This window comes from Rhodohalobacter barkolensis (assembly GCF_002834295.1).
Classification (GTDB): domain Bacteria; phylum Bacteroidota; class Rhodothermia; order Balneolales; family Balneolaceae; genus Rhodohalobacter; species Rhodohalobacter barkolensis.
In genome coordinates this window covers 343,970-362,290 of sequence record NZ_PISP01000003.1, presented here as the reverse complement: position 1 = coordinate 362,290, position 18,321 = coordinate 343,970, and the positions used below count along the sequence as shown (strand labels likewise).

The following is an 18,321-nucleotide window of genomic DNA, read 5'->3' as shown; positions in this document are numbered from 1 at the left end:
CATGAATAGCCCATTCTCATTAGCCAGCAGTACAATACTCATAACCGGCGCATCGTCCGGTATTGGACGGGCATGTGCTGTGGCGTGCAGTGAAGCGGGTGCGAGAATTATTGCGCTGGGCAGGGATGAAGAAAGGCTTCATCAAACCCTGAAACTACTGGATAATAAAAAAAAACATATATCCTATAGTGTTGAGCTTACGGATTTTAATCAGGTAGACCGTATGATGGAGTCCTTCGAAGCAGAAGGGATAAAGATAAACGGAATTATAAATAGCGCAGGTATTTCTACCACTCTACCTCTCAGGGCTTTTAACCCGGAAAAGATTCAAACATTTGTAGATGTGAATGTTACCGCAGCGATCTATCTGTGTAAGTGGATAACACGGAAGAAAATGCTGCCTGAAAGCGGTTCGAGTATCGTTTTTCTCTCATCGGTGATGGGAAGTGTGGGTGAATCGGGAAAATTTATCTACAGTTTGACAAAGGGAGCCCTATTGGCTGCCTCCCGGTCACTTGCTGTTGAACTGGCTTCGAAGAAGGTTCGCGTAAACTGTATTTCTCCGGGTGTTGTAGAAACACCGATGACCGATAGTGCCGTATACAGCCGGAATGAAGAAGCGCGTGGTAAGATTGAAGCGCTTCACCCATTAGGCCTTGGCAAGCCTGAAGACGTAGCCCATGCCGCTGTGTATCTGTTGAGCGATGCATCCGCATGGGTTACCGGAACAAACTTGTTTGTAGACGGCGGCTACACCGCCAGATGATGGTTTATAGTGATAAGAATTCGATATTCAATTTCTAACTTAATGTGAGTTCGGTGTAAGTTTTTATTAAAGAGTGTCCCCCTTTGAAGGGGGGCAATGGGGGATGAACTGTAGTGAAATTAAGGGTAAAATTTAATTATTAGAGTCAAATTAACACTCAGCGTGTCATCCCCCTCGGCTCTTGCGAGCCTCATCCCCCCTTCGAAGGGGGACTTTTTCTGTTCAATTCCTTATGTAAAACTGACGTTATATTACGATATTTATTTCGTTAAAGAGTCCCCCTCTCTATCAGAATAGAGAGGGGACAGGGGTGAGTCCAATAAAAAGAGCAATGAACTCAAAAATTTTACAAAGCCTAAACCAAAAATGAAAAACATCATCATCGTAGGATCCGGCGGCCATGGAGCAGAGCTTGATGATTACATCCGCTATGGCAATAAATCCGGCAAGGATGATCCAATAAAAATTCTGGGATACCTGGATGATAATCCGGATAACTATCATCGCTACATGTTTTCGGCACCCCTGCTCGGTTCGATAAAAGGCCATGAGATTCGCTCCGATTGCGAATATCTGATCGGGATAGCCAATCTGACATATCGCAGAAAGATAGTGGAAGAGTTTCTTGGAAAAGGCGCAAAGTTTATCACCTATATCCATCCTGAGAGTTTTGTCTCCGAGTCTGCGGAGATCGGTACGGGTTCTGTAATTTCATACCACTGCAATATTGGTCCGAATGCAAAGATTGGAAGATACAGTCTGATAAATGCGCGGGCCAGCGTTTCACATGACTGCGAAATAGGCGACTTTAATTTTATTGGGCCGAATGTTTGTCTTTCCGGGTTTACGAAGGTTGGAGATGAAAATATGTTTGGTATAAACAGTGCTACAATTCCCGGACTCTCAGTCGGGAGTAGAAACAAAATAGCGGCGGGTATGACTCTGGATAAAAATGTGGAAGATGATTCAACTGTTTTTTATAAGATAAAAGAGAGAGTTATCGCTATACCCAAATCGAACTGATGAGTCTCGGAAAATGATTTACAGGAATTATTTGAAACGCTTATTCGATATTGCAGCAGCTTTTGTCCTACTGACTATCACTTTTCCGATTTTATTACTTGTGGCCCTATTACTGTCAATCCAAAACCGGGGAAGTGCTTTTTTTTATCAAAAACGACCGGGATATATGGAAGAGCCTTTCTATATTGTGAAGTTTAAAACGATGACGGATGAAAAAGATGCTGAGGGAAACCTGCTTCCGGACAGTGAGCGCATTACCTGGCTTGGGCAAGGGGTTCGGAAGCTGTCTTTGGACGAACTACCTCAACTTATCAATGTATTAAAAGGAGAGATGAGTATGATTGGGCCCCGCCCACTTCTTTTTAAATATATTCCACTATATAGCGATGAGCAGAGAAAGCGGCACAATGTGCGACCCGGTATAACAGGATGGGCCCAGGTAAATGGAAGGAATGCAATAAGTTGGTCAAAAAAGTTTAAACTGGATGTTTACTATATTGAAAATCTCACCTTTTTGCTGGATATGAAAATAATGTGGCTCACGATTTTGAAAGTAATAAAACGGGAAGGGATTAATCAATCTGAAGAGAAAACGATGGTACCTTTCGATGGCACAAACTAGTCTGATTGAAGTGATAACATTGGTTTTATTGTGCAATCAAGATGTTAGTACTGTGATTGTACGATCAGAATTAATAATATTATATGTCGACTGAAGCCATAAAGTTTATACTGAACCCTTTCACCGTATTTTGGTTACTTCTCGTAGTGTCGTTGGTTTTCTTTTTCCTTAAGAAGCACAAAACGGGTCTGAGAATACTCATTGTGTCAACCGTATGGTTTTTTATTATATCTACCCCAATGGTTCCAAAATTTTTGCTTACCTCTCTTGAGGATCAATATGATCCGATTATCAACGAAGAGGAAACACTAAATTTGGATTTGGAGTATCATGTAGTGGTGCTTGCGGCAGGCTACAGGAGAAACAATAATCGGTTTCCGCCGAATTCGATTCTTTTAGATAAAACGCTTATAAGATTAATAGAAGGCATTCGTCTGCATAACTCCTTGCCAAACAGTAAACTGATTACGTCCGGACGTGATGCGTTTTCAAAAGGTATCTCTCAGGCAGAAATATCTAAAAAAACGGCAGTTGAGCTTGGAGTGGATCCAGAGTCCATAATAACACTTACTGAGACTCTTACCACTTATCACGAAGCGCAGCAATACTATGAAAAAATTTATGCAGGTCAGCAGGTGATTATTGTGACTGATGCAGCTCATATGCCAAGAGCTATGTATGAGTTTAGTAAATTTGTAAGTGAACCTTTGGCATCACCGACAAATTTTACTTATAGGTCTAAGGGAATATCATATTTTGATTTTTCACTTATACCGTCTTATAACAATATTGGTTATTTAACAAAAGCTATTCACGAACATGCTGCAATAGTTCGAAATTGGTTTCGTGATAATGTGTTTGAATAATTGATTTTACGGTCTTTTTTGTGGGTGGATCAGGTAAACCTATAGTAAAAGAGATCAGTAATAATTAGAGTTCGGATAAATGAAAGGGAATCGGCAATGGATTACATCATTAAATAGATTTATTATGGTCTCCTTTACTTTAATTGTATCTATTGATTAATTAAAAGTCTGTTAAGTACCTTTAGTAAGTATAAAGAGTATGTGTTGTGCCTCAGTAACATTTCAAAGAACTATGAAAGAGTTGCTTTTTCATGAATCGGTGAATCATTGTTAACTGTGTAGGATCATTTTTCCTGTCAGCCTCTAATGTCTCGTATAGAACCTGAACAGGAAATGAAGATGGAGAGCCTTTTTGCAAAAATCAATTCTGCTAGCTGAATAAAAAAACATATATAGGGGAAGATGAAAAAAAAACTTCCGATAATAGCCGTATTTCTGTTCATTCAATTTACTGCATGGGGAGAACTGAATGCGCAAAGTGTAGAACTGGAGGATGCCTTTAGCGAGACATTCAATCGGCCATTGGGCCTGGAATTTCCGGATGACGAAAGTAATCAAGGATACATTGTAAGCAAATTTGGCATGGTGTTTCGAAAAGATTTTAACAACCCCGAGACGCCGTCAACCACTTTCATTGATATATCTGACCGGGTATATGCGGTAGAAGGCGAGCAGGGTTTGCTTGGGATGGCGTTCAGCCCGAATTATGAACAGGATGAGACCTTTTTCCTTTATTATACGTTTGAGGAGAACGGTGAGTACTACAGTACCCTGGCTAGATACAAGGCGCCGGGGGGGATTGCCGACCGGAAAAGTGAAGAGCGACTGCTGACCATATTTCAGCCTGCTGACAATCACAACGGTGGGAAACTGGTATTTGGCCCTGACGGATTCCTTTATGTTGCTGTAGGTGATGGCGGTCGGGGTGCGGGTTCGAATGCACAGAATACGCTCACGCTGAATGGCTCCATCCTCAGAATAGATGTAAGCCCCGAAACAGGCTACAATATCCCGCCGGACAACCCCTTTGTAGGCAATCCCGATGGAATGAATGAGATCTTTGCATGGGGTTTTCGAAACCCCTGGAGAATCAGCTTTGATCCGGTTACAGGGTATCTGTGGGTGGCAGATGTGGGGCAAAAATCCTGGGAGACGATCTATATTGTGGAAAATGGGAAGAATTACGGATGGCCTGTTATCGAAGGCACAGATTGTTACCCCATAGGCACGGAATGTGATAAAACAGGACTGGAAAAGCCTCTCTATCTATATCCATGGGATGAGGAGGATACCGGAAAATCCATTACGGGTGGGTATGTTTATCGCGGTAGTAATAATCCATCGTTATATGGCAAATATATTTATGGGGATTTTATTTCGAAAAGAATCTGGGCTTTGGAAATTGATCATGATACGAAGGAAGTGCTTTCTAATACTGAGATTGCCCAGTCGCCGATGCTTATCCCGTCATTTGGCAGTGACAACTCAAATGAACTGTACGTAGTGGGGTGGGGGCCAGTAGCAAGAATCTTTAGGTTCCTGGAAGAGGAATCTCCGGCCGTTCCCGGGAAAACCGTGTTAAATGCACCTGCAGATGGAGCTACGGATGTAAGCCTGGATCCGACACTAAGGTGGGAGCCGGTGGATCAGGGGGCAAGGTACAAGGTGCAGGTTTCTTCGAGCGAGAATTTTGCTACTATGTTTGTGGATGAGTCTGATGTGGTGCAGATTGAGTTTGAGTTGTCGGGCCTGGATTATGAAACGCAGTATTATTGGCGGGTTCGTGCCGTCAATGCTGCGGGTGATGGAGAGTGGAGCCAGGTGTGGAGTTTTACGACTATCCCGCCGCCGGTTCCTGATATAAGTATTGTCGCCATTGAGGCAGAGGGTGAGGATCTAGTTCTATCCTGGAACTCTGAAACACCCGAACTTATTGATGAATTTATTATATACAGGGGTGAGGAACCTGCAGAACTGACCCTGACCGCGATCGAAAATTTATCCGGAGACCAGTACAGTTATACGGACACAGAGATCCTCCAGGGATCCTCTTTTTATGCAGTCGGGGCAGTGGATGCCTCGGGTGTTGAGAGTAGTCTGTCCGATATCGTTTCGTTCTATAACGGAGAGCTCGCGATTACAAATGAGTGGGAAATGGTTAGCATACCGGTTTTTAATGAAGAACCGGCACCCGAAAATACGCAGCTGTTCAGTTTTAGCGGATCGTACCAAGATGAAAACTCAATCATTCCTTTAAAGGGATACTGGACACGCAGCAATACAGAAGAGAGTATTTCACTGCGCGGAAGTGGGCTTGTAAACGCGGTTCTGAACCTGGAAAGCGGGTGGAACATGGTTGGCGGGTTAACCGGAACTATTGAAAAAGAGGCCATTCAGGATATAGACGGAGTGCTCACCAATGCACCCATCTACCTCTACAATGGAGCGGCCTACGAACCTGTAACTACAATTGAACCGGGCAGGGGGTATTGGATCTATGCGGAAAATGAGGGTTCTGTCAGTTTGGATATCATGCAAACCAGTAGCGATAAACGAAGTGAAATCTCTGATGATATCTCAGGTCCGGATTTGAATAATATCATTTTCAAATATCTGGGCACAGAATCGAAGTTTGCCGTATCACCGATGCCGTTGCCTGATGATCAGAAAAGTCACTTCCTTGTCCCACCAATGCCGCCTGAACCAACACTTGACGTACGGACAAATAAAGGATACAGTGTATCAGACAGACAATCTGAAGAGCTTCTGCTTTCAACTCCAGGATATCCGGTAACAATCCGCACTCAATTTTCTGTAAGCACAAATGATCAGTATAGAATCATTGCATTGGATGAGACAGGCAATGAAATACATTTCAACCTTACTCCCGGAAGTACTTATTCTCTTGAACAGCCATATGACGTTCTTATTCTGGAACGGGTTGCAACGGATGAGCTGATCTTGGAAACAGTTATCGATCCGGCCTATCCCAATCCATTTAACCCGGCTGCTAAAATTCGATATAGATTGGATCAACGCTCAGACGTATTACTGGAAGTATTTGACGTAACCGGTAGGAGAATGGCCACGCTGGTAAATGGTGAGCAGAATGCAGGTATCTATACGGAAACGTTTAACGGGGCAGGCTTGGCAACAGGAATATACATAGTTCGTCTGCGGGCAGGTTCTCATCAAAGCTTTCAGAAGATGACGCTTATAAAGTGAAATTTAGCAACTCAATTTTCATAAGACCCTTGTTAAAAGGATCATAAATATTTAGAACTAGTGCTAAATAATATTTTTAGTTATTTGTAATCAATGATGTTGAAAATCAAAAATGTAGCGTGTGAAAAAATCCACGTTCATCATTGGTCCCCAGCCCAATATTTTTCACTGTATCCATCGGGAAGGTGTGTTCATCAAATACATAGCTCCACGTTCTAAAATGTTTTTGAAAGTCGAAATTGTCATGATGAAATCTGCCATCTTTCGTTTCAACAGCGAGAAACGGTTGCGGTCCGAAGGTGTTTTCGGATGCTTCTACAGTCAGTTTCCATTGCCCAGCCACTTTTGTCTGATCAAGTGAACCTGATAGGATGTTTTTTTCGGGTGGATTGTAATCACCAAATATCACCCGGTTAAAGGCTTCCCGCGCATCGCAGTATTTAAATTTCACATCGGGATAATCACTCTTCGCTTTAGATAACAGTTTTTGAACTAATTCAACATCGGCCTGCATATCCCGGAAATCATGGTTGGTAAAACCCATGAGTGCAGTTCCTTGACGATCTGCCAGATCGAAAGCCTTTCTAACTTCCATTTCATTGATGCATCGCATTCGGGTTCCCACATTCAGGCAGCGGCCAATATATCTTCGGCAATTGCCCGGAACTTGATAGTCATCATGGGATGGCCGATAGATCGACCAATCATCCGGTGAACGCCTCCAGTCTCCAAAACGACCTTCGATCAGATCTGCCTGTTCATCCTCTTCCGGAAATGCCTGATTTGAAAGGTCAAAAGGCATCCACTGTTCCAGAAACCAATGGCTGTCGGGGCGCTCCACATGAAAGCCGGCCCGGTTAACAGATGGAAACCAGTTCCGCTCAATAATCCGTCTTGCAAGAATTTCAAAAATCTTATTGTCCCGCAAGTAGGTGTTGACGTTGAGATGTGAAATATTTCTGTGATGGGTGGGATGGAAATGCCAGTGTATTTTATCCGGGGCACCGGTGTCGCGTATAAACTCCCGATAAAAGTCAAAAATGTTGTGAAAGCCTATGTCCTTCTTTCGGGGGTTTACATCATATCCCACATGGTCCACACAGTGCCAGTTGTAGATCCAGCCGCTACCATAACTGTCGGGCATTCTGTTGCGGAACTTTTTGCTGCCAATTCGTTCGAGCATTTTCCGGATTTTGCCATAATCATCATTGTAATTGATCAGCTGGGGAGCGACCACCCTGGCGGCCTGTTCTTCCAACCCTCCTAAATCCAATTTTTGATTCTGTATCTTCCGCAGATTTTCGCTGGTAGGTTCAATTTGCAGGCCAAAAATCTTCTCAAGGCGTTCAAAAGTCGCTTCCAGGCTTTCATAGAGTGGTCCTTCTGTATCAATAGAGTGAACTACGTATACAACTTTTTCTTTGGCTTGGGTAGACATAGGTGGATATATAATTAATAACTGTCAAGGATTTGAATGGCTTTCTGCGCATTCTCAAAATCTTCATGTTTACCTATATCCAGCCAATACCCCCAAAAAGGAAATGATGTAACTTTCTTTCCGTTGGAAATTTGCTGCTCAATAAAATCAGTAATATCCAAAGGCTGATTTTTTGGAATCTGATTGATCAGTTCTCTTTTAATAAGATAGATTCCGGCGTTTGAGTAGTAAGTGTATTCAGGCTTTTCTTTGAGTGCAGCAATATGATCACCATTCATTTCAAATACACCGTAAGGAACTTTTACGCGATAAGGTATAGTAACGATGGATATGTCAGCGCCTCGATTTACAAAATCGAGATAAAACTCTTCGTAGTCCAGCGTAGTTAATATGTCTGAATTTGTAAGAAGTATTGTTTCGGCATGAAAAGAATCGATAAGACTCAGGCTGCCGGCAGTTCCCAGCGGATTTTCCTCACGAATATATCTGATATTAACATCTTTTTGTTCTCCATTTCCGAAATAGGATGTAATTTGTTCACCTAAGTAACGAATAGAAATTGTAAGGTTTTCAATTCCATAGGATATTAGCCGGTTCATGTTTCTTTCCAGTATGGGTTTATCACCCACATGCAGCATAGGTTTGGGGGTATCATATGTAAGTGGTCTGAGTCTGGTTCCTTCACCGCCGGCCATGATAACAGCCTCAATGGGCAGTATCGATTTGATTTCACTTAAGTCATAAACTTTTACAATCTGGTTTTTGTCATTCAACATTGGAATAAGTTGAATTCCTTCTTCTACGTATTTTTTTACATTGTAATGGTTTAATCCATTTTTCTTGATGAAAGTATAGTCTTTGTTCATAAATGACGATACTGAATCTTTCATGGCTGTACCGGCAAGGAGAGTCCTCCTGATATCCCCGTCTGTTAAAGTTCCAAACAACCGGTTATCGCTATTTACAACCAAGAGAGTCAGAGGCTGGTTAGGAAGATTATCTGAAATGTGATTTAATAGTCTTATAGCATCTTCCAGAGATGAATCTTTATTTATAAGATTGGTTTCAAAATTTTTCATAAGCCACCCGTATTTTGAAATAGAATCAATTCATTCAAAGAGCTGAAATGAATTGATTGTATGTGCATTTCCGTATTTTAAATTTAACCCGTTTCGTAGAAGTTTTAAGAAGGAAATTTCAGTAATGTATTTAACGTGAACTCGATATAAAAAGAATGTAAAGGCATTGAAAAAATCCCCACCTTTTTCGATGATGGGATTTAGAGGTAGTTCAAATCAAATTCAGATTCGATTTGAAGCCTGAAATCATCAAAGCAACCTCCCCCAACCCCTCCTTACACAGGAGGGGAGAGTCAAATTCAAGATTCTTATGTCGAACTCACGTTATTTAATCTACAAAATTTACTATCTGCTGTATTTAATGTTATGGAATTAAGCTATAAGGTGCAGTTAGTTACCCTTAATTTTGTTGAGTTTAAGTTAGAATGTCAAAAGAAATCAGTAGTATAACCTATGATTAAACTCAGGCAACAGATTTCTATTTACTAAGGAGAAACTCGGCGAAATCAAAATCAAGTTGAGAGTCAATATCAACGGATCTCTCTGCCGGCATGATATAGGGATAAGTTCGGCTGAAATAGTATCTGTATTTATCTTTAAGTAAACTATATTTAAAAATAAAAATTGCACCGTTAGGCATGTATGCGGGTTCAATTTCCTGTCGGTTTGCGTTTGTTGAATACTCGGGAAAATAGTCTGAAAGGGTACCTTCGGGGGTTATTTTTTTCGCCCATACCGGTGGGTGGGAGGCTTCGGTCACAGAAATGACGGAATCTGCTTTTTTTTGCCTGAACAATTGTATGGATGCATCAATGTCTTCTTTTAGGCGCAAGGGGGAGGTTGGCTGAAGTACAATAAAATCGTGTACTTCAATAGCCTTTTCTTTTTTGAGTCTTTCGATGGTGTATATGTAAACATCGATCGCTTTGCTTTTATCTCCGGCAAGCTCAGTTGGTCGCATAAACGGAATAGTTGCACCGGCTTCTTGGGCAACTGAGGCTATTTCATCACTATCTGTAGTAAGGATTACTTCAGAAATGTAGTCTGATGTGAGTGCTGCCTCTATTGTGTATACAATGAGTGGTTTTCCGTTCAAGGGTTTAATGTTTTTACCCGGTAAACCTTTTGATCCACCTCTGGCCGGTATTATCGCAATCATAATGGTTTAATTTTTGGTCATAATGTAATTACATTTGTTCTGAAAAATCGTGAGTCTTTACTAAGGCTAACCGATCAATCTTCGGAGCCAATGTTATACGATTATTTTTTATTCAAAATCATCCCATCTCAATACAACATCTTGGTCTATATTTCTGATTACTTTTCTGCCCACCACAATAGATTCTTGATCGGGTGCTATGCCTGTACCGGGACGTTTGAATAAAATGTCATTAGCCTGAATAATTTCTCCTTTTTTGAGACTTCGGGAAGTCACAATACTTCGGCGCATTTTCGGCATTTTCTCTTTCTCAGCTTCTGAAATTACCCTGCGGGTTGAACCGAGTGAGGTAACGATGTTTTCTGATTCTGATGTGATTACCTTCATTTCATCCGGGTCAGCTGAAATCATGTGATCCCATCCCGGCAGGTCTTTATCTATGGTGAAGTGCTTTTCAATGAGGCAGGCTCCAAGTGCAATAGATGCCAGGGGGATAGCTGAACCGATGGTGTGATCCGAAAATCCGACCGGGTAACCAAATGCCTGCTGCAGTGTGGTGATATTTCTCAGATTGATCGTTTCCATTTCAGGAGGATAGACCGATACACAGTGTAGTAGCACGATGTTTTTATTACCTGTTTCTTCAACAGTAAGTATGGCCTGCTCAATTTCTCCCATTGTTGCCATCCCGGTTGATAAGATCACCGGTTTGCCGGTGTTGCCAAGGTAACGAAGCAGCCTCAGGTTATTGATATCCATCGATGCAACTTTGAAAAAGGGGACGTCCAACTCCATGAGCAGATCGGCCTCCTCTTCAGAAAAAGGAGTGGAGCAGAAATCAACTCCCTTGCTCTTACAGTACTCATTCAGTTCTGCGTGTTGTTCTTCACGGAGGTAGTACTCCTCAACCATCTCACGAAGTGAACCCCAATGCTTTTTTGGATCGTCCGTGTAAACGGTGTTCGCCTTATACTCCTCTTTCGCAATAAGAGATTGAGGAGTCCAGGATTGAAACTTAACAGCATGAACACCGGTTTTCACAGCCGCATCAATAATTTTACGGGCAAGGTCCATATCACCATTATGATTGGATCCAATTTCTGCTATGATGTATGGATTGGTGAAGTTATCTACGGTAAAGCCGGGTGTGAGTTGAATGTTCATGAGTTCTGTATGATTTCGTTTAAGTATTTAATCTCTTCCCACCACAGCGGATACTGAGGCAGCATCAATTCTAGATTATTTATATAGTCGTCTTTAATATATCCGTTTTGAGTAATGGTGGATTGTAGTTTAACAAGTTTTTTATGCCACTTAAGATGGCTTTTCGACTCTTCTCTAAAATAGGAAGCATTTTGTAACTGTACTTTGAGGGAGTGCTCCAGTCTCTCGGGCGACAGTTTTTTGAAGCCTGCCGTATTTTCTTCGTGTTGACGGTAGAATGTAGTTGTGTCGTTGGTGAAAATAGCTTTTTGTCCACGATGCAGCATCTCAGTAAACAGCAGCCAGTCAACAGCAATGGTATCATGCGGGATTTTTATTTTTCGCAGAGCTGTTTTTCTTACAGAGGTATTGCCCAAACCAATGATATTTTTTTGAAGAATAAAGTCTGAGGTAATCTCGAACCTACTGCCGAGCCGGTGAGAGAAGTAGGTTTTTGTCAGAATTTGTTCATATTTGTCAACAGTAGTCAAATCGTTAACATAAACATCACACTGTTCCAGCTTCCCAATCGCTATTTCGATTCGATTTTGTGCAGGGTAATCATCTGCATCAGCGAAAATAATCACATCATAGTCGCTTTCAGCAAGCATAGCTATACCCTTTTCACGAACGGCTGCAATACTTCCGCTAACAGCAACTGAGCGAACCGGTCTTTCTGTTTTCTTTGCAAAGTGATCAAAATTTTGAAGCCCGTCATTCAAAACCAGTAGCTCGAACTCCTTATAATCCTGTTCCTCCACAGCCTGCATGAACCGGTCGAGATAAGGCTCACATCCCGGATAAACTACTGTAAAAAGGCAAACAGATTCAGACATTGTTTAGAATGAAATTAAAAGTGAGTTCATATCAAATTGAGTTGCGAAAAGGTTGCTAAAATTAAGATATATACCGTTTCAATGCTCATTCTGTGAATGAACCTTTTTTGTAGGTGAACCAACATAGACACCCGTTTCACTTAGATCTTCAATCACCGTACTGTTTGCGCCTACTATAATATCATCACCGATGCTAACCTGCTGCAAAACTACACAACCGCTTCCTATCAACGTGCGGCTCCCAACAGTGGAGTGGCCGTTCACAACTGCTCCCGTGGAGATGTGTGTATGATCGCCGATCTTTGCATCATGCTCTATAATGGCATTTGTATTGATGATACAATTTTCTCCAACTGATGCTCCGGCGTTTACGATAGCACCATGCATTATCACAGTACCTTTTCCGATCTCTGCATTCTTTGAAATATATGCTCGTGTTGAGGAGATAACAGGAAGCTTTGCGCCTGATTCATTTACAAATTGGAAGAGCTTCGTTTTTAGTTTGGCACTCTTTAATTGGCCCACGGTCACAACGCAGTGTTTATATTTTTTGATCAGTTCGGGAAGACGTTCATCCTCTGCGAAGATCTTATAGCCACTAACAATTTCGCCGATCTTTTCCTGTTTGTCGGTAATACCAACGATGCTGTAATTCCCTGCCTCTTCGATTATATCGATTACGGACCTGCAGTGACCGCCTCCACCGACCAATATGATTGGTTTCTGCTTCATACCCTAACGCTGCTAGGGATATTTACAATGCGGTCTTCAAGCCATTCGGCATGTTCAAGATCTCCTGTCATACAATCACGGTACATCTTCAATTTATTCATGAGTTGCCAGATCGGTCTTGTCATTACTCCTTGCTCGTTGGTGAAAGCCAGAAATTGATCGCGTTCCTCCCGGTTTTTAAGGTAAACGGCATTGAGCCAATAGTTACTGAATCCACCTTCAATTTCGGTGACAAAGCCGATTCCGGTGTTGTTGAAAAAATCCCGGTAACTCTTGGCTAGTTCGCGCTTGTTTTCGATATAATAGTCGAGCTGTTCGAGCTGTGCACACGCCAGTGCTGCGTTCAGATTGGGCATCCGATAGTTATAACCAACATGATCATGTATATATTCCCACTTATGAGGTTTTTTGGCGGTTGTTGTAATGTGCTTAGCCAGTTTTGCGAGCTCTTCGTTATCTGTAACAATGGCACCGCCCCCGCCTGAGGTTACCGTTTTGTTCCCGTTAAAGCTGAATACTCCGAGTTTTCCAAAAGTTCCTGTATGCCTTCCTTTGTATGTACTTCCAAGTGATTCGGCAGAATCTTCAATCAGCGGAATTCCCCACTCTTCACAGATATGTTGAATTTTATCGATACGGCAAGGCAGACCAAACGTGTGCATAGGCACACAGGCTGCGACTCTGTTTCCACTCTTATTGTGGAATGCCCCACCATCTTTTTTGGAATAGTTTTCTTGCAGATACGTTTGGAGTTTGGCAGGTGAAAGACCCATTGTGTCTCGGTCTACATCGGTAAATACAGGCTTTGCCCCGGTATAGGCAATGGCGTTGGCTGTGGCTACAAATGTGAGCGGCTGGGTTATTACTTCGTCTTCCGGTTTCACACCTGCTACAATCAGGGCAGCATGAAGAGCCGAGGTACCGTTCACTGTGGCCACCGCATACTGTGCCCCTGTAATCTCACACATCATTTTTTCAAATTTATCCACATAAGCCCCTACTGAAGATACAAATGTAGAGTCGATGGCATCTATTAAATATTTACGCTCTTTACCTTTAAACCGGGGTTCGTGGAGTGGGATAAAGGCTTCAGGAGTTTTGAATTGATCCCGTATAAAGGAAACTGTATTATTGAATTTGTTCATAGATGCGATAAAATTGTTGATAGAAGAAAATCGAAATTCTAAGGGTGAAATTCTAAATAACAAGTACCAAATTCCAATGGGTCAGTTCTATTCATTTAGTTCTTTGAACCATTTGCTGGTAATGTTTAGCAAATCAAACTTGGCGTTTTGTCTGTTTCAATCTGACTCAAATATTGCTGAACCTTGAATCATCAGGATCATGGAAGAAACCATCGACCACAGCCTGTTTGATATTTTTAATTCCATCAGGTACCCGTTTTGTTATTTTAAAACCCAGTCGATCCTTGATCTTATCAAATGAGACCCTGTAGTCGCGGGGATCTTCATCTTTCTGAACGTATTTAATGTTACCATCGGGAATGACCTTCAAAATTTCGTTCACAATCATTTCTTTCTGATAATTTTCGTCTGTATCGCCCACATTGAACACATCATAAGCCACTGCTTCATCATCAGCCTCAAACACTTCAATAACAGAGCGAGACAGGTCAACAACATGGCAGTAAGGACGCCAGAATTGCTCCCCGAAAATTACAAGTTCTCGACCCAGTGCAAGCTCTCGTGTAAACTCATTAACGGTAAGGTCAAACCGAGGGCGGGGTGAGAGCCCGTACACTGTTGAAAAGCGGAGACTTGTCGGTTTGCAATTATTCGTTTTTGGCTGGTTCAATAAATACTTTTCAACAGCAACTTTGGTTTCTGCATAGAGTGAAACAGGCGCCAGCTTCGAATCCTCATTTACATAAGCTTCAGGATCATCCATCTTTCCATAATTGCTGCATGTGGATGCAAAGACAAATTTTTTCACACCGGCTTCATTGGCAATGGAGTAGAGACTTTTGGAACCCTCAAGATTTATTGCTTTTGCATCTTCCGGAAATTTACGGCAAGCCGGATCACCTACAATCGCTGCAAGATGTGCAATGTAGTCGATGCCATCTACTGCTTTTTTTAAATCATCTTCATTTCTCATATCTCCTTTGAGAAACTCAAAACGATCGTGATTCAGAAGATCTACAATCGACTCCCCGCCGAAACTTAAATTGTCAAATACTCTAACGTTGTACCCCTTTTCGAGCAGCAATCGAACCAAAACTGATCCAATATATCCTGCTCCACCTGTAACTAAAACTTTTTCCATACCCCTGAATTTTTAATTTTCGATTTAACTCCAATCTAAATGATAAAATGGATTAGGGTGAAATTATTATTCTCTAACTTACAGCTTACATTTACTGTATTTAAACTGTTGTATAGATTGTGGTTAATGGTTTTTGTAATTACTGTAGGTTCATATTGAAATAACTACAAACTCAGAACGAAATTTTCAATCTTGCATAATTAGAAAGAATTGGTAACTCAAGAAAACTTTAAAGAGTGTAAAGAGATGATAAAAAGGGACCTCAACGATAATAAAAGTGACATTAGACTGAGTGCTGGTGATATAGAAGAAATATTTGACGAATTATGGCCTATATGCAGGAGCATAACCGGTGATGGATTGAGGGATTCATTCAGGATTCTCCAAAAAATCATTCCTCTGCAATTGCATGAAATTACAAGCGGTACAAAAGTTTTTGACTGGGAGGTGCCGGATGAGTGGAATATCAAAGATGCATATATAATTACGCCGGAAGGAAAAAAAATTGCTGACTTTCATAAAAATAACCTTCATGTAGTAAATTATTCAGTACCGGTGGATAGAGAAGTTTCTTATGATGAGTTAGTAAATCATTTGCACTATAAGAAAGATTTACCCAAGGCGATTCCATATATAGCTTCTTATTATAAAGAAAGATGGGGGTTTTGTGTTACGTACGAAACATTTAAAAACCTGCCAAGAGAAGGAAAGTATAAAGTCAAAATCGATTCGAGTCTCAAAAAAGGGAGCCTGACCTATGGAGATCTAGTATTGCCGGGTGAATTGGATGAAGAAATCCTGTTTAGCAGCTACTTATGTCACCCGAGTATGGCAAACAATGAGCTTTCAGGACCTTTAACATTGGCGTTTCTTTATAATGAGTTGAAAAAAATAAAGAATAGAAAATATAGTATCCGATTTGTGATCGCTCCTGAAACGATTGGGGCTATTTGTTATCTGCATCAGAATAAAGAGAAATTGCAGAATAAACTTAAGGCCGGATTTGTACTTACTTGCTGTGGAGACGATGGTTCAATTACCTATAAAAAAACCAGGCAGGAAGATTCACTTACGGATAGAGTTGCTGAACATGTACTTGAAAATAGTAATCAGAACTTCGATACGCTTCCATTTGACCCAATAGGCAGTGATGAGCGTCAATACTCTTCACCCGGCTTCAACTTTCCGGTTGGGGTAATGATGCGAACACCCTTTTCGAAGTATCCTCAGTATCACACGTCGTTGGATAACAAAAGTCTAATGAATTTTGATAAAATGGTTGAATTGATAAAGATTCTGAGTGATATAGTAAAGTCATTTGATTTGAATACTACTTACGAGAATCAAATAACATATGGAGAACCGTTTTTGGGGAAGCGAAATTTATTTGAAGATCTGAACTCCAAATTATCGCATTCTGAAATAATTAAGCGCAGATTGCGGTTGCTGAATTTTTTGGATGGAGAGAGAGATCTACTGTCCATATGTGAGAAATATGGGTACTCAATTTTAGAAGTGGAAAAAGAAATAAATCAATTACTAGAGCATCACTTAATTAAAGATCCTCGATTCTGAAGGAATGAATTAAATAGCTCAAGTACTTATGGTGTTTTTGTATAGATTTTTAATTGATGAGTTAATAATATTTTCAGGTAACGAAGAGACTAGATGATGTGTTGAGTTGAGGATTTGAAGTTCATGTTTTTTGTCGGAAAAGATTGAAAGACTCTTTGAATTGTTATCGTACATAACCGATTCCAACATGTTTTTTGGAGTCTTCGATAGATAATTTACAATGGTTTTATGAAAAAGGGCTGATGCATTATCGTGAACTATTGTAACCATTGACAGATTCTGGTGATATACGTACTTAGTAATAATTTTAGATAAATCAGTTCTTATTAATTTATCTATTTTGGACTTGGTTAACGATTGATGACGACTAGAAAAAGCAAATTTGATGTCAGTATTTGTTTTAGTGTGGGTGACAAAAGTAATTCCGAGTTTGTCATTAAAAAAAATATTCTTGAGCATACTATTCTCAATCTGACTAATGTCCTTACTTTGAAATGTAATGAGCGAAATATTTGAGAAAGATGAGATACAGTATTGTTTTCTATAATTAATATTGGAATTGCTTTCTATGATCGTTCCGGGGTTGCTTGGCCTGAATGTGTTTTTTATATAAATGGGAATGTCATATCTCATGGCGGGCTCAATTGTTGGAGGGTAGATTACTTTAGCTCCAAAAAAAGACATATTTTTTGCAGACTCATATGAAACTCTGGTTATTAAAGATGCCGATTCGACTTTTTTAGGGTCCGCAGTCATTAGCCCATCTACATCAGTCCAGATTTCTATTGCATTTGCCTGAATAGCAGCTCCAAAAAGTGAAGCAGTATAATCAGAGCCTCCTCTTCCCAGGGTAGTAGGAATACCGTCAACTGTTGAAGATATAAAACCGGTTGCTATTATTACAGCATTTCGATTTTCACGGTAATACTGTTTAATGTTCTTGTAGGTAAGATTTTCTATAATTGCTGCTGAACCATAATTATCATCCGTTTTAATAAGCCTACTAGAATCTGTATACAATGCGTTGATTTTAAGACTTATAAGACATTCAGTAATTATCTGTGTTGAAAGCTTTTCACCAAACCCAACAACGTAATCTTGCTTTTTTTTAAAATCTTTTGGAGAGTAGGCTTTTACTGAAAGTGCATTTTCTAATTCTATGAAAGTATTTTTTACTTGCCTTGTGGCCCTCTCGTGCTCAATATTTTTTAATAAATTATCGATGATTTTATAATGCCTCTCTTTTAAGGCTTCTAGCAGGTCTTGATATTGAGCGTTATTCGAAGAACAAAGTTTATTAAGTTCATATAATTGATCGGTGACGCCATTTAATGCAGATGTAACTACAATGATATGCTCGTCTTTAATCCTATTTTTTATAATGGATAAAACTTTTTTTATGGCGACTTCATCCGCTAATGATGTTCCTCCAAACTTTAGGACTCTCATAGGTTTTATATCAAATTAGTAATTAGAATCTGCTATTCTTGATTTTTATGATTGCAAATCTT

The 18,321-nt window shown here is 40.5% G+C and carries 15 protein-coding genes; 6 read left to right on the top strand and 9 right to left on the bottom strand.

Translation table 11 applies throughout. The features are described from left to right. The first annotated feature begins 1 nt into the window (after window position 1). The 5 genes from CWD77_RS11525 to CWD77_RS11505 all read left to right on the top strand — a co-directional run bounded on the left by CWD77_RS11525 (window position 2) and on the right by CWD77_RS11505 (window position 6,502). Window positions 2-766 (top strand): SDR family NAD(P)-dependent oxidoreductase, encoded by a 765-nt coding sequence (locus CWD77_RS11525; protein ID WP_101073714.1) that lies wholly within the window; start codon window positions 2-4, stop codon window positions 764-766. Window positions 767-1,132: 366 nt separating this feature from the next. Continuing rightward, window positions 1,133-1,789, top strand: a complete 657-nt coding sequence (locus CWD77_RS11520; protein ID WP_101073713.1) for an acetyltransferase — start codon at window positions 1,133-1,135, stop codon at window positions 1,787-1,789. Window positions 1,790-1,802: 13 nt separating this feature from the next. Then, entirely contained in the window at window positions 1,803-2,411 is a 609-nt protein-coding gene (locus CWD77_RS11515; RefSeq protein ID WP_101073712.1) for a sugar transferase, read from the top strand. An 83-nt stretch (window positions 2,412-2,494) separates the two neighbouring features. Next, on the top strand, window positions 2,495-3,277 hold the full coding sequence (locus tag CWD77_RS11510) for a YdcF family protein (RefSeq protein WP_101073711.1): 783 nt from the start codon (window positions 2,495-2,497) through the stop codon (window positions 3,275-3,277). Between the two features lie 402 nt (window positions 3,278-3,679). Beyond that, on the top strand, window positions 3,680-6,502 hold the full coding sequence (locus tag CWD77_RS11505; protein WP_101073710.1) for a PQQ-dependent sugar dehydrogenase: 2,823 nt from the start codon (window positions 3,680-3,682) through the stop codon (window positions 6,500-6,502). A gap of 106 nt (window positions 6,503-6,608) precedes the next feature. On the opposite strand, the gene CWD77_RS11500 is transcribed toward CWD77_RS11505, so the two are convergent. From CWD77_RS11500 to CWD77_RS11465, 8 genes are all read right to left on the bottom strand, one after another. Then, entirely contained in the window at window positions 6,609-7,940 is a 1,332-nt protein-coding gene (locus CWD77_RS11500; protein WP_101073709.1) for a hypothetical protein, read from the bottom strand. Window positions 7,941-7,954: 14 nt separating this feature from the next. Continuing rightward, complete coding sequence (locus CWD77_RS11495) at window positions 7,955-9,019, bottom strand: nucleotidyltransferase family protein (protein ID WP_101073708.1); 1,065 nt, start codon at window positions 9,017-9,019, stop codon at window positions 7,955-7,957. Between the two features lie 478 nt (window positions 9,020-9,497). Next, window positions 9,498-10,178 (bottom strand): acylneuraminate cytidylyltransferase family protein, encoded by a 681-nt coding sequence (locus CWD77_RS11490; RefSeq protein ID WP_101073707.1) that lies wholly within the window; start codon window positions 10,176-10,178, stop codon window positions 9,498-9,500. Between the two features lie 108 nt (window positions 10,179-10,286). Then, entirely contained in the window at window positions 10,287-11,342 is a 1,056-nt protein-coding gene (locus CWD77_RS11485; protein WP_101073706.1) for an N-acetylneuraminate synthase family protein, read from the bottom strand. Next, window positions 11,339-12,217: a glycosyltransferase gene (locus tag CWD77_RS11480; protein ID WP_101073705.1), complete on the bottom strand. Its 879-nt coding sequence runs from the start codon at window positions 12,215-12,217 to the stop codon at window positions 11,339-11,341. The genes CWD77_RS11485 and CWD77_RS11480 overlap by 4 nt, the downstream gene beginning before the upstream one ends. Before the next feature lie 78 nt (window positions 12,218-12,295). Beyond that, window positions 12,296-12,949, bottom strand: coding sequence for an acetyltransferase (locus tag CWD77_RS11475; RefSeq protein WP_101073704.1), 654 nt, complete (start codon window positions 12,947-12,949; stop codon window positions 12,296-12,298). Continuing rightward, window positions 12,946-14,094 carry a LegC family aminotransferase gene (locus CWD77_RS11470; RefSeq protein ID WP_101073703.1) on the bottom strand — a complete coding sequence of 383 codons (1,149 nt, stop codon included), beginning with the start codon at window positions 14,092-14,094 and terminating at the stop codon, window positions 12,946-12,948. The genes CWD77_RS11475 and CWD77_RS11470 overlap by 4 nt, the downstream gene beginning before the upstream one ends. Window positions 14,095-14,260: 166 nt before the next feature. Next, window positions 14,261-15,235 (bottom strand): NAD-dependent epimerase/dehydratase family protein, encoded by a 975-nt coding sequence (locus tag CWD77_RS11465; protein WP_101073702.1) that lies wholly within the window; start codon window positions 15,233-15,235, stop codon window positions 14,261-14,263. 246 nt (window positions 15,236-15,481) lie between these two features. Here CWD77_RS11465 and CWD77_RS11460 point away from each other — a divergent pair, with 246 nt between their 5' ends. After that, window positions 15,482-16,810: a DUF4910 domain-containing protein gene (locus tag CWD77_RS11460; RefSeq protein ID WP_101073701.1), complete on the top strand. Its 1,329-nt coding sequence runs from the start codon at window positions 15,482-15,484 to the stop codon at window positions 16,808-16,810. Between the two features lie 18 nt (window positions 16,811-16,828). Here CWD77_RS11460 and CWD77_RS11455 read toward each other — a convergent pair whose 3' ends face one another. Continuing rightward, window positions 16,829-18,259: an aspartate kinase gene (locus CWD77_RS11455; protein ID WP_101073700.1), complete on the bottom strand. Its 1,431-nt coding sequence runs from the start codon at window positions 18,257-18,259 to the stop codon at window positions 16,829-16,831. Window positions 18,260-18,321: the final 62 nt, after the last annotated feature.

Coding starts and splice junctions, on each gene's coding strand:
- CWD77_RS11525 (WP_101073714.1), top strand. CDS start 2: ATGAATAGCCCATTCTCATTAGCCAGCAGTACAATACTCATAACCGGC.
- CWD77_RS11520 (WP_101073713.1), top strand. CDS start 1,133: ATGAAAAACATCATCATCGTAGGATCCGGCGGCCATGGAGCAGAGCTT.
- CWD77_RS11515 (WP_101073712.1), top strand. CDS start 1,803: ATGATTTACAGGAATTATTTGAAACGCTTATTCGATATTGCAGCAGCT.
- CWD77_RS11510 (WP_101073711.1), top strand. CDS start 2,495: ATGTCGACTGAAGCCATAAAGTTTATACTGAACCCTTTCACCGTATTT.
- CWD77_RS11505 (WP_101073710.1), top strand. CDS start 3,680: ATGAAAAAAAAACTTCCGATAATAGCCGTATTTCTGTTCATTCAATTT.
- CWD77_RS11500 (WP_101073709.1), bottom strand. CDS start 7,940: ATGTCTACCCAAGCCAAAGAAAAAGTTGTATACGTAGTTCACTCTATT.
- CWD77_RS11495 (WP_101073708.1), bottom strand. CDS start 9,019: ATGAAAAATTTTGAAACCAATCTTATAAATAAAGATTCATCTCTGGAA.
- CWD77_RS11490 (WP_101073707.1), bottom strand. CDS start 10,178: ATGATTGCGATAATACCGGCCAGAGGTGGATCAAAAGGTTTACCGGGT.
- CWD77_RS11485 (WP_101073706.1), bottom strand. CDS start 11,342: ATGAACATTCAACTCACACCCGGCTTTACCGTAGATAACTTCACCAAT.
- CWD77_RS11480 (WP_101073705.1), bottom strand. CDS start 12,217: ATGTCTGAATCTGTTTGCCTTTTTACAGTAGTTTATCCGGGATGTGAG.
- CWD77_RS11475 (WP_101073704.1), bottom strand. CDS start 12,949: ATGAAGCAGAAACCAATCATATTGGTCGGTGGAGGCGGTCACTGCAGG.
- CWD77_RS11470 (WP_101073703.1), bottom strand. CDS start 14,094: ATGAACAAATTCAATAATACAGTTTCCTTTATACGGGATCAATTCAAA.
- CWD77_RS11465 (WP_101073702.1), bottom strand. CDS start 15,235: ATGGAAAAAGTTTTAGTTACAGGTGGAGCAGGATATATTGGATCAGTT.
- CWD77_RS11460 (WP_101073701.1), top strand. CDS start 15,482: ATGATAAAAAGGGACCTCAACGATAATAAAAGTGACATTAGACTGAGT.
- CWD77_RS11455 (WP_101073700.1), bottom strand. CDS start 18,259: ATGAGAGTCCTAAAGTTTGGAGGAACATCATTAGCGGATGAAGTCGCC.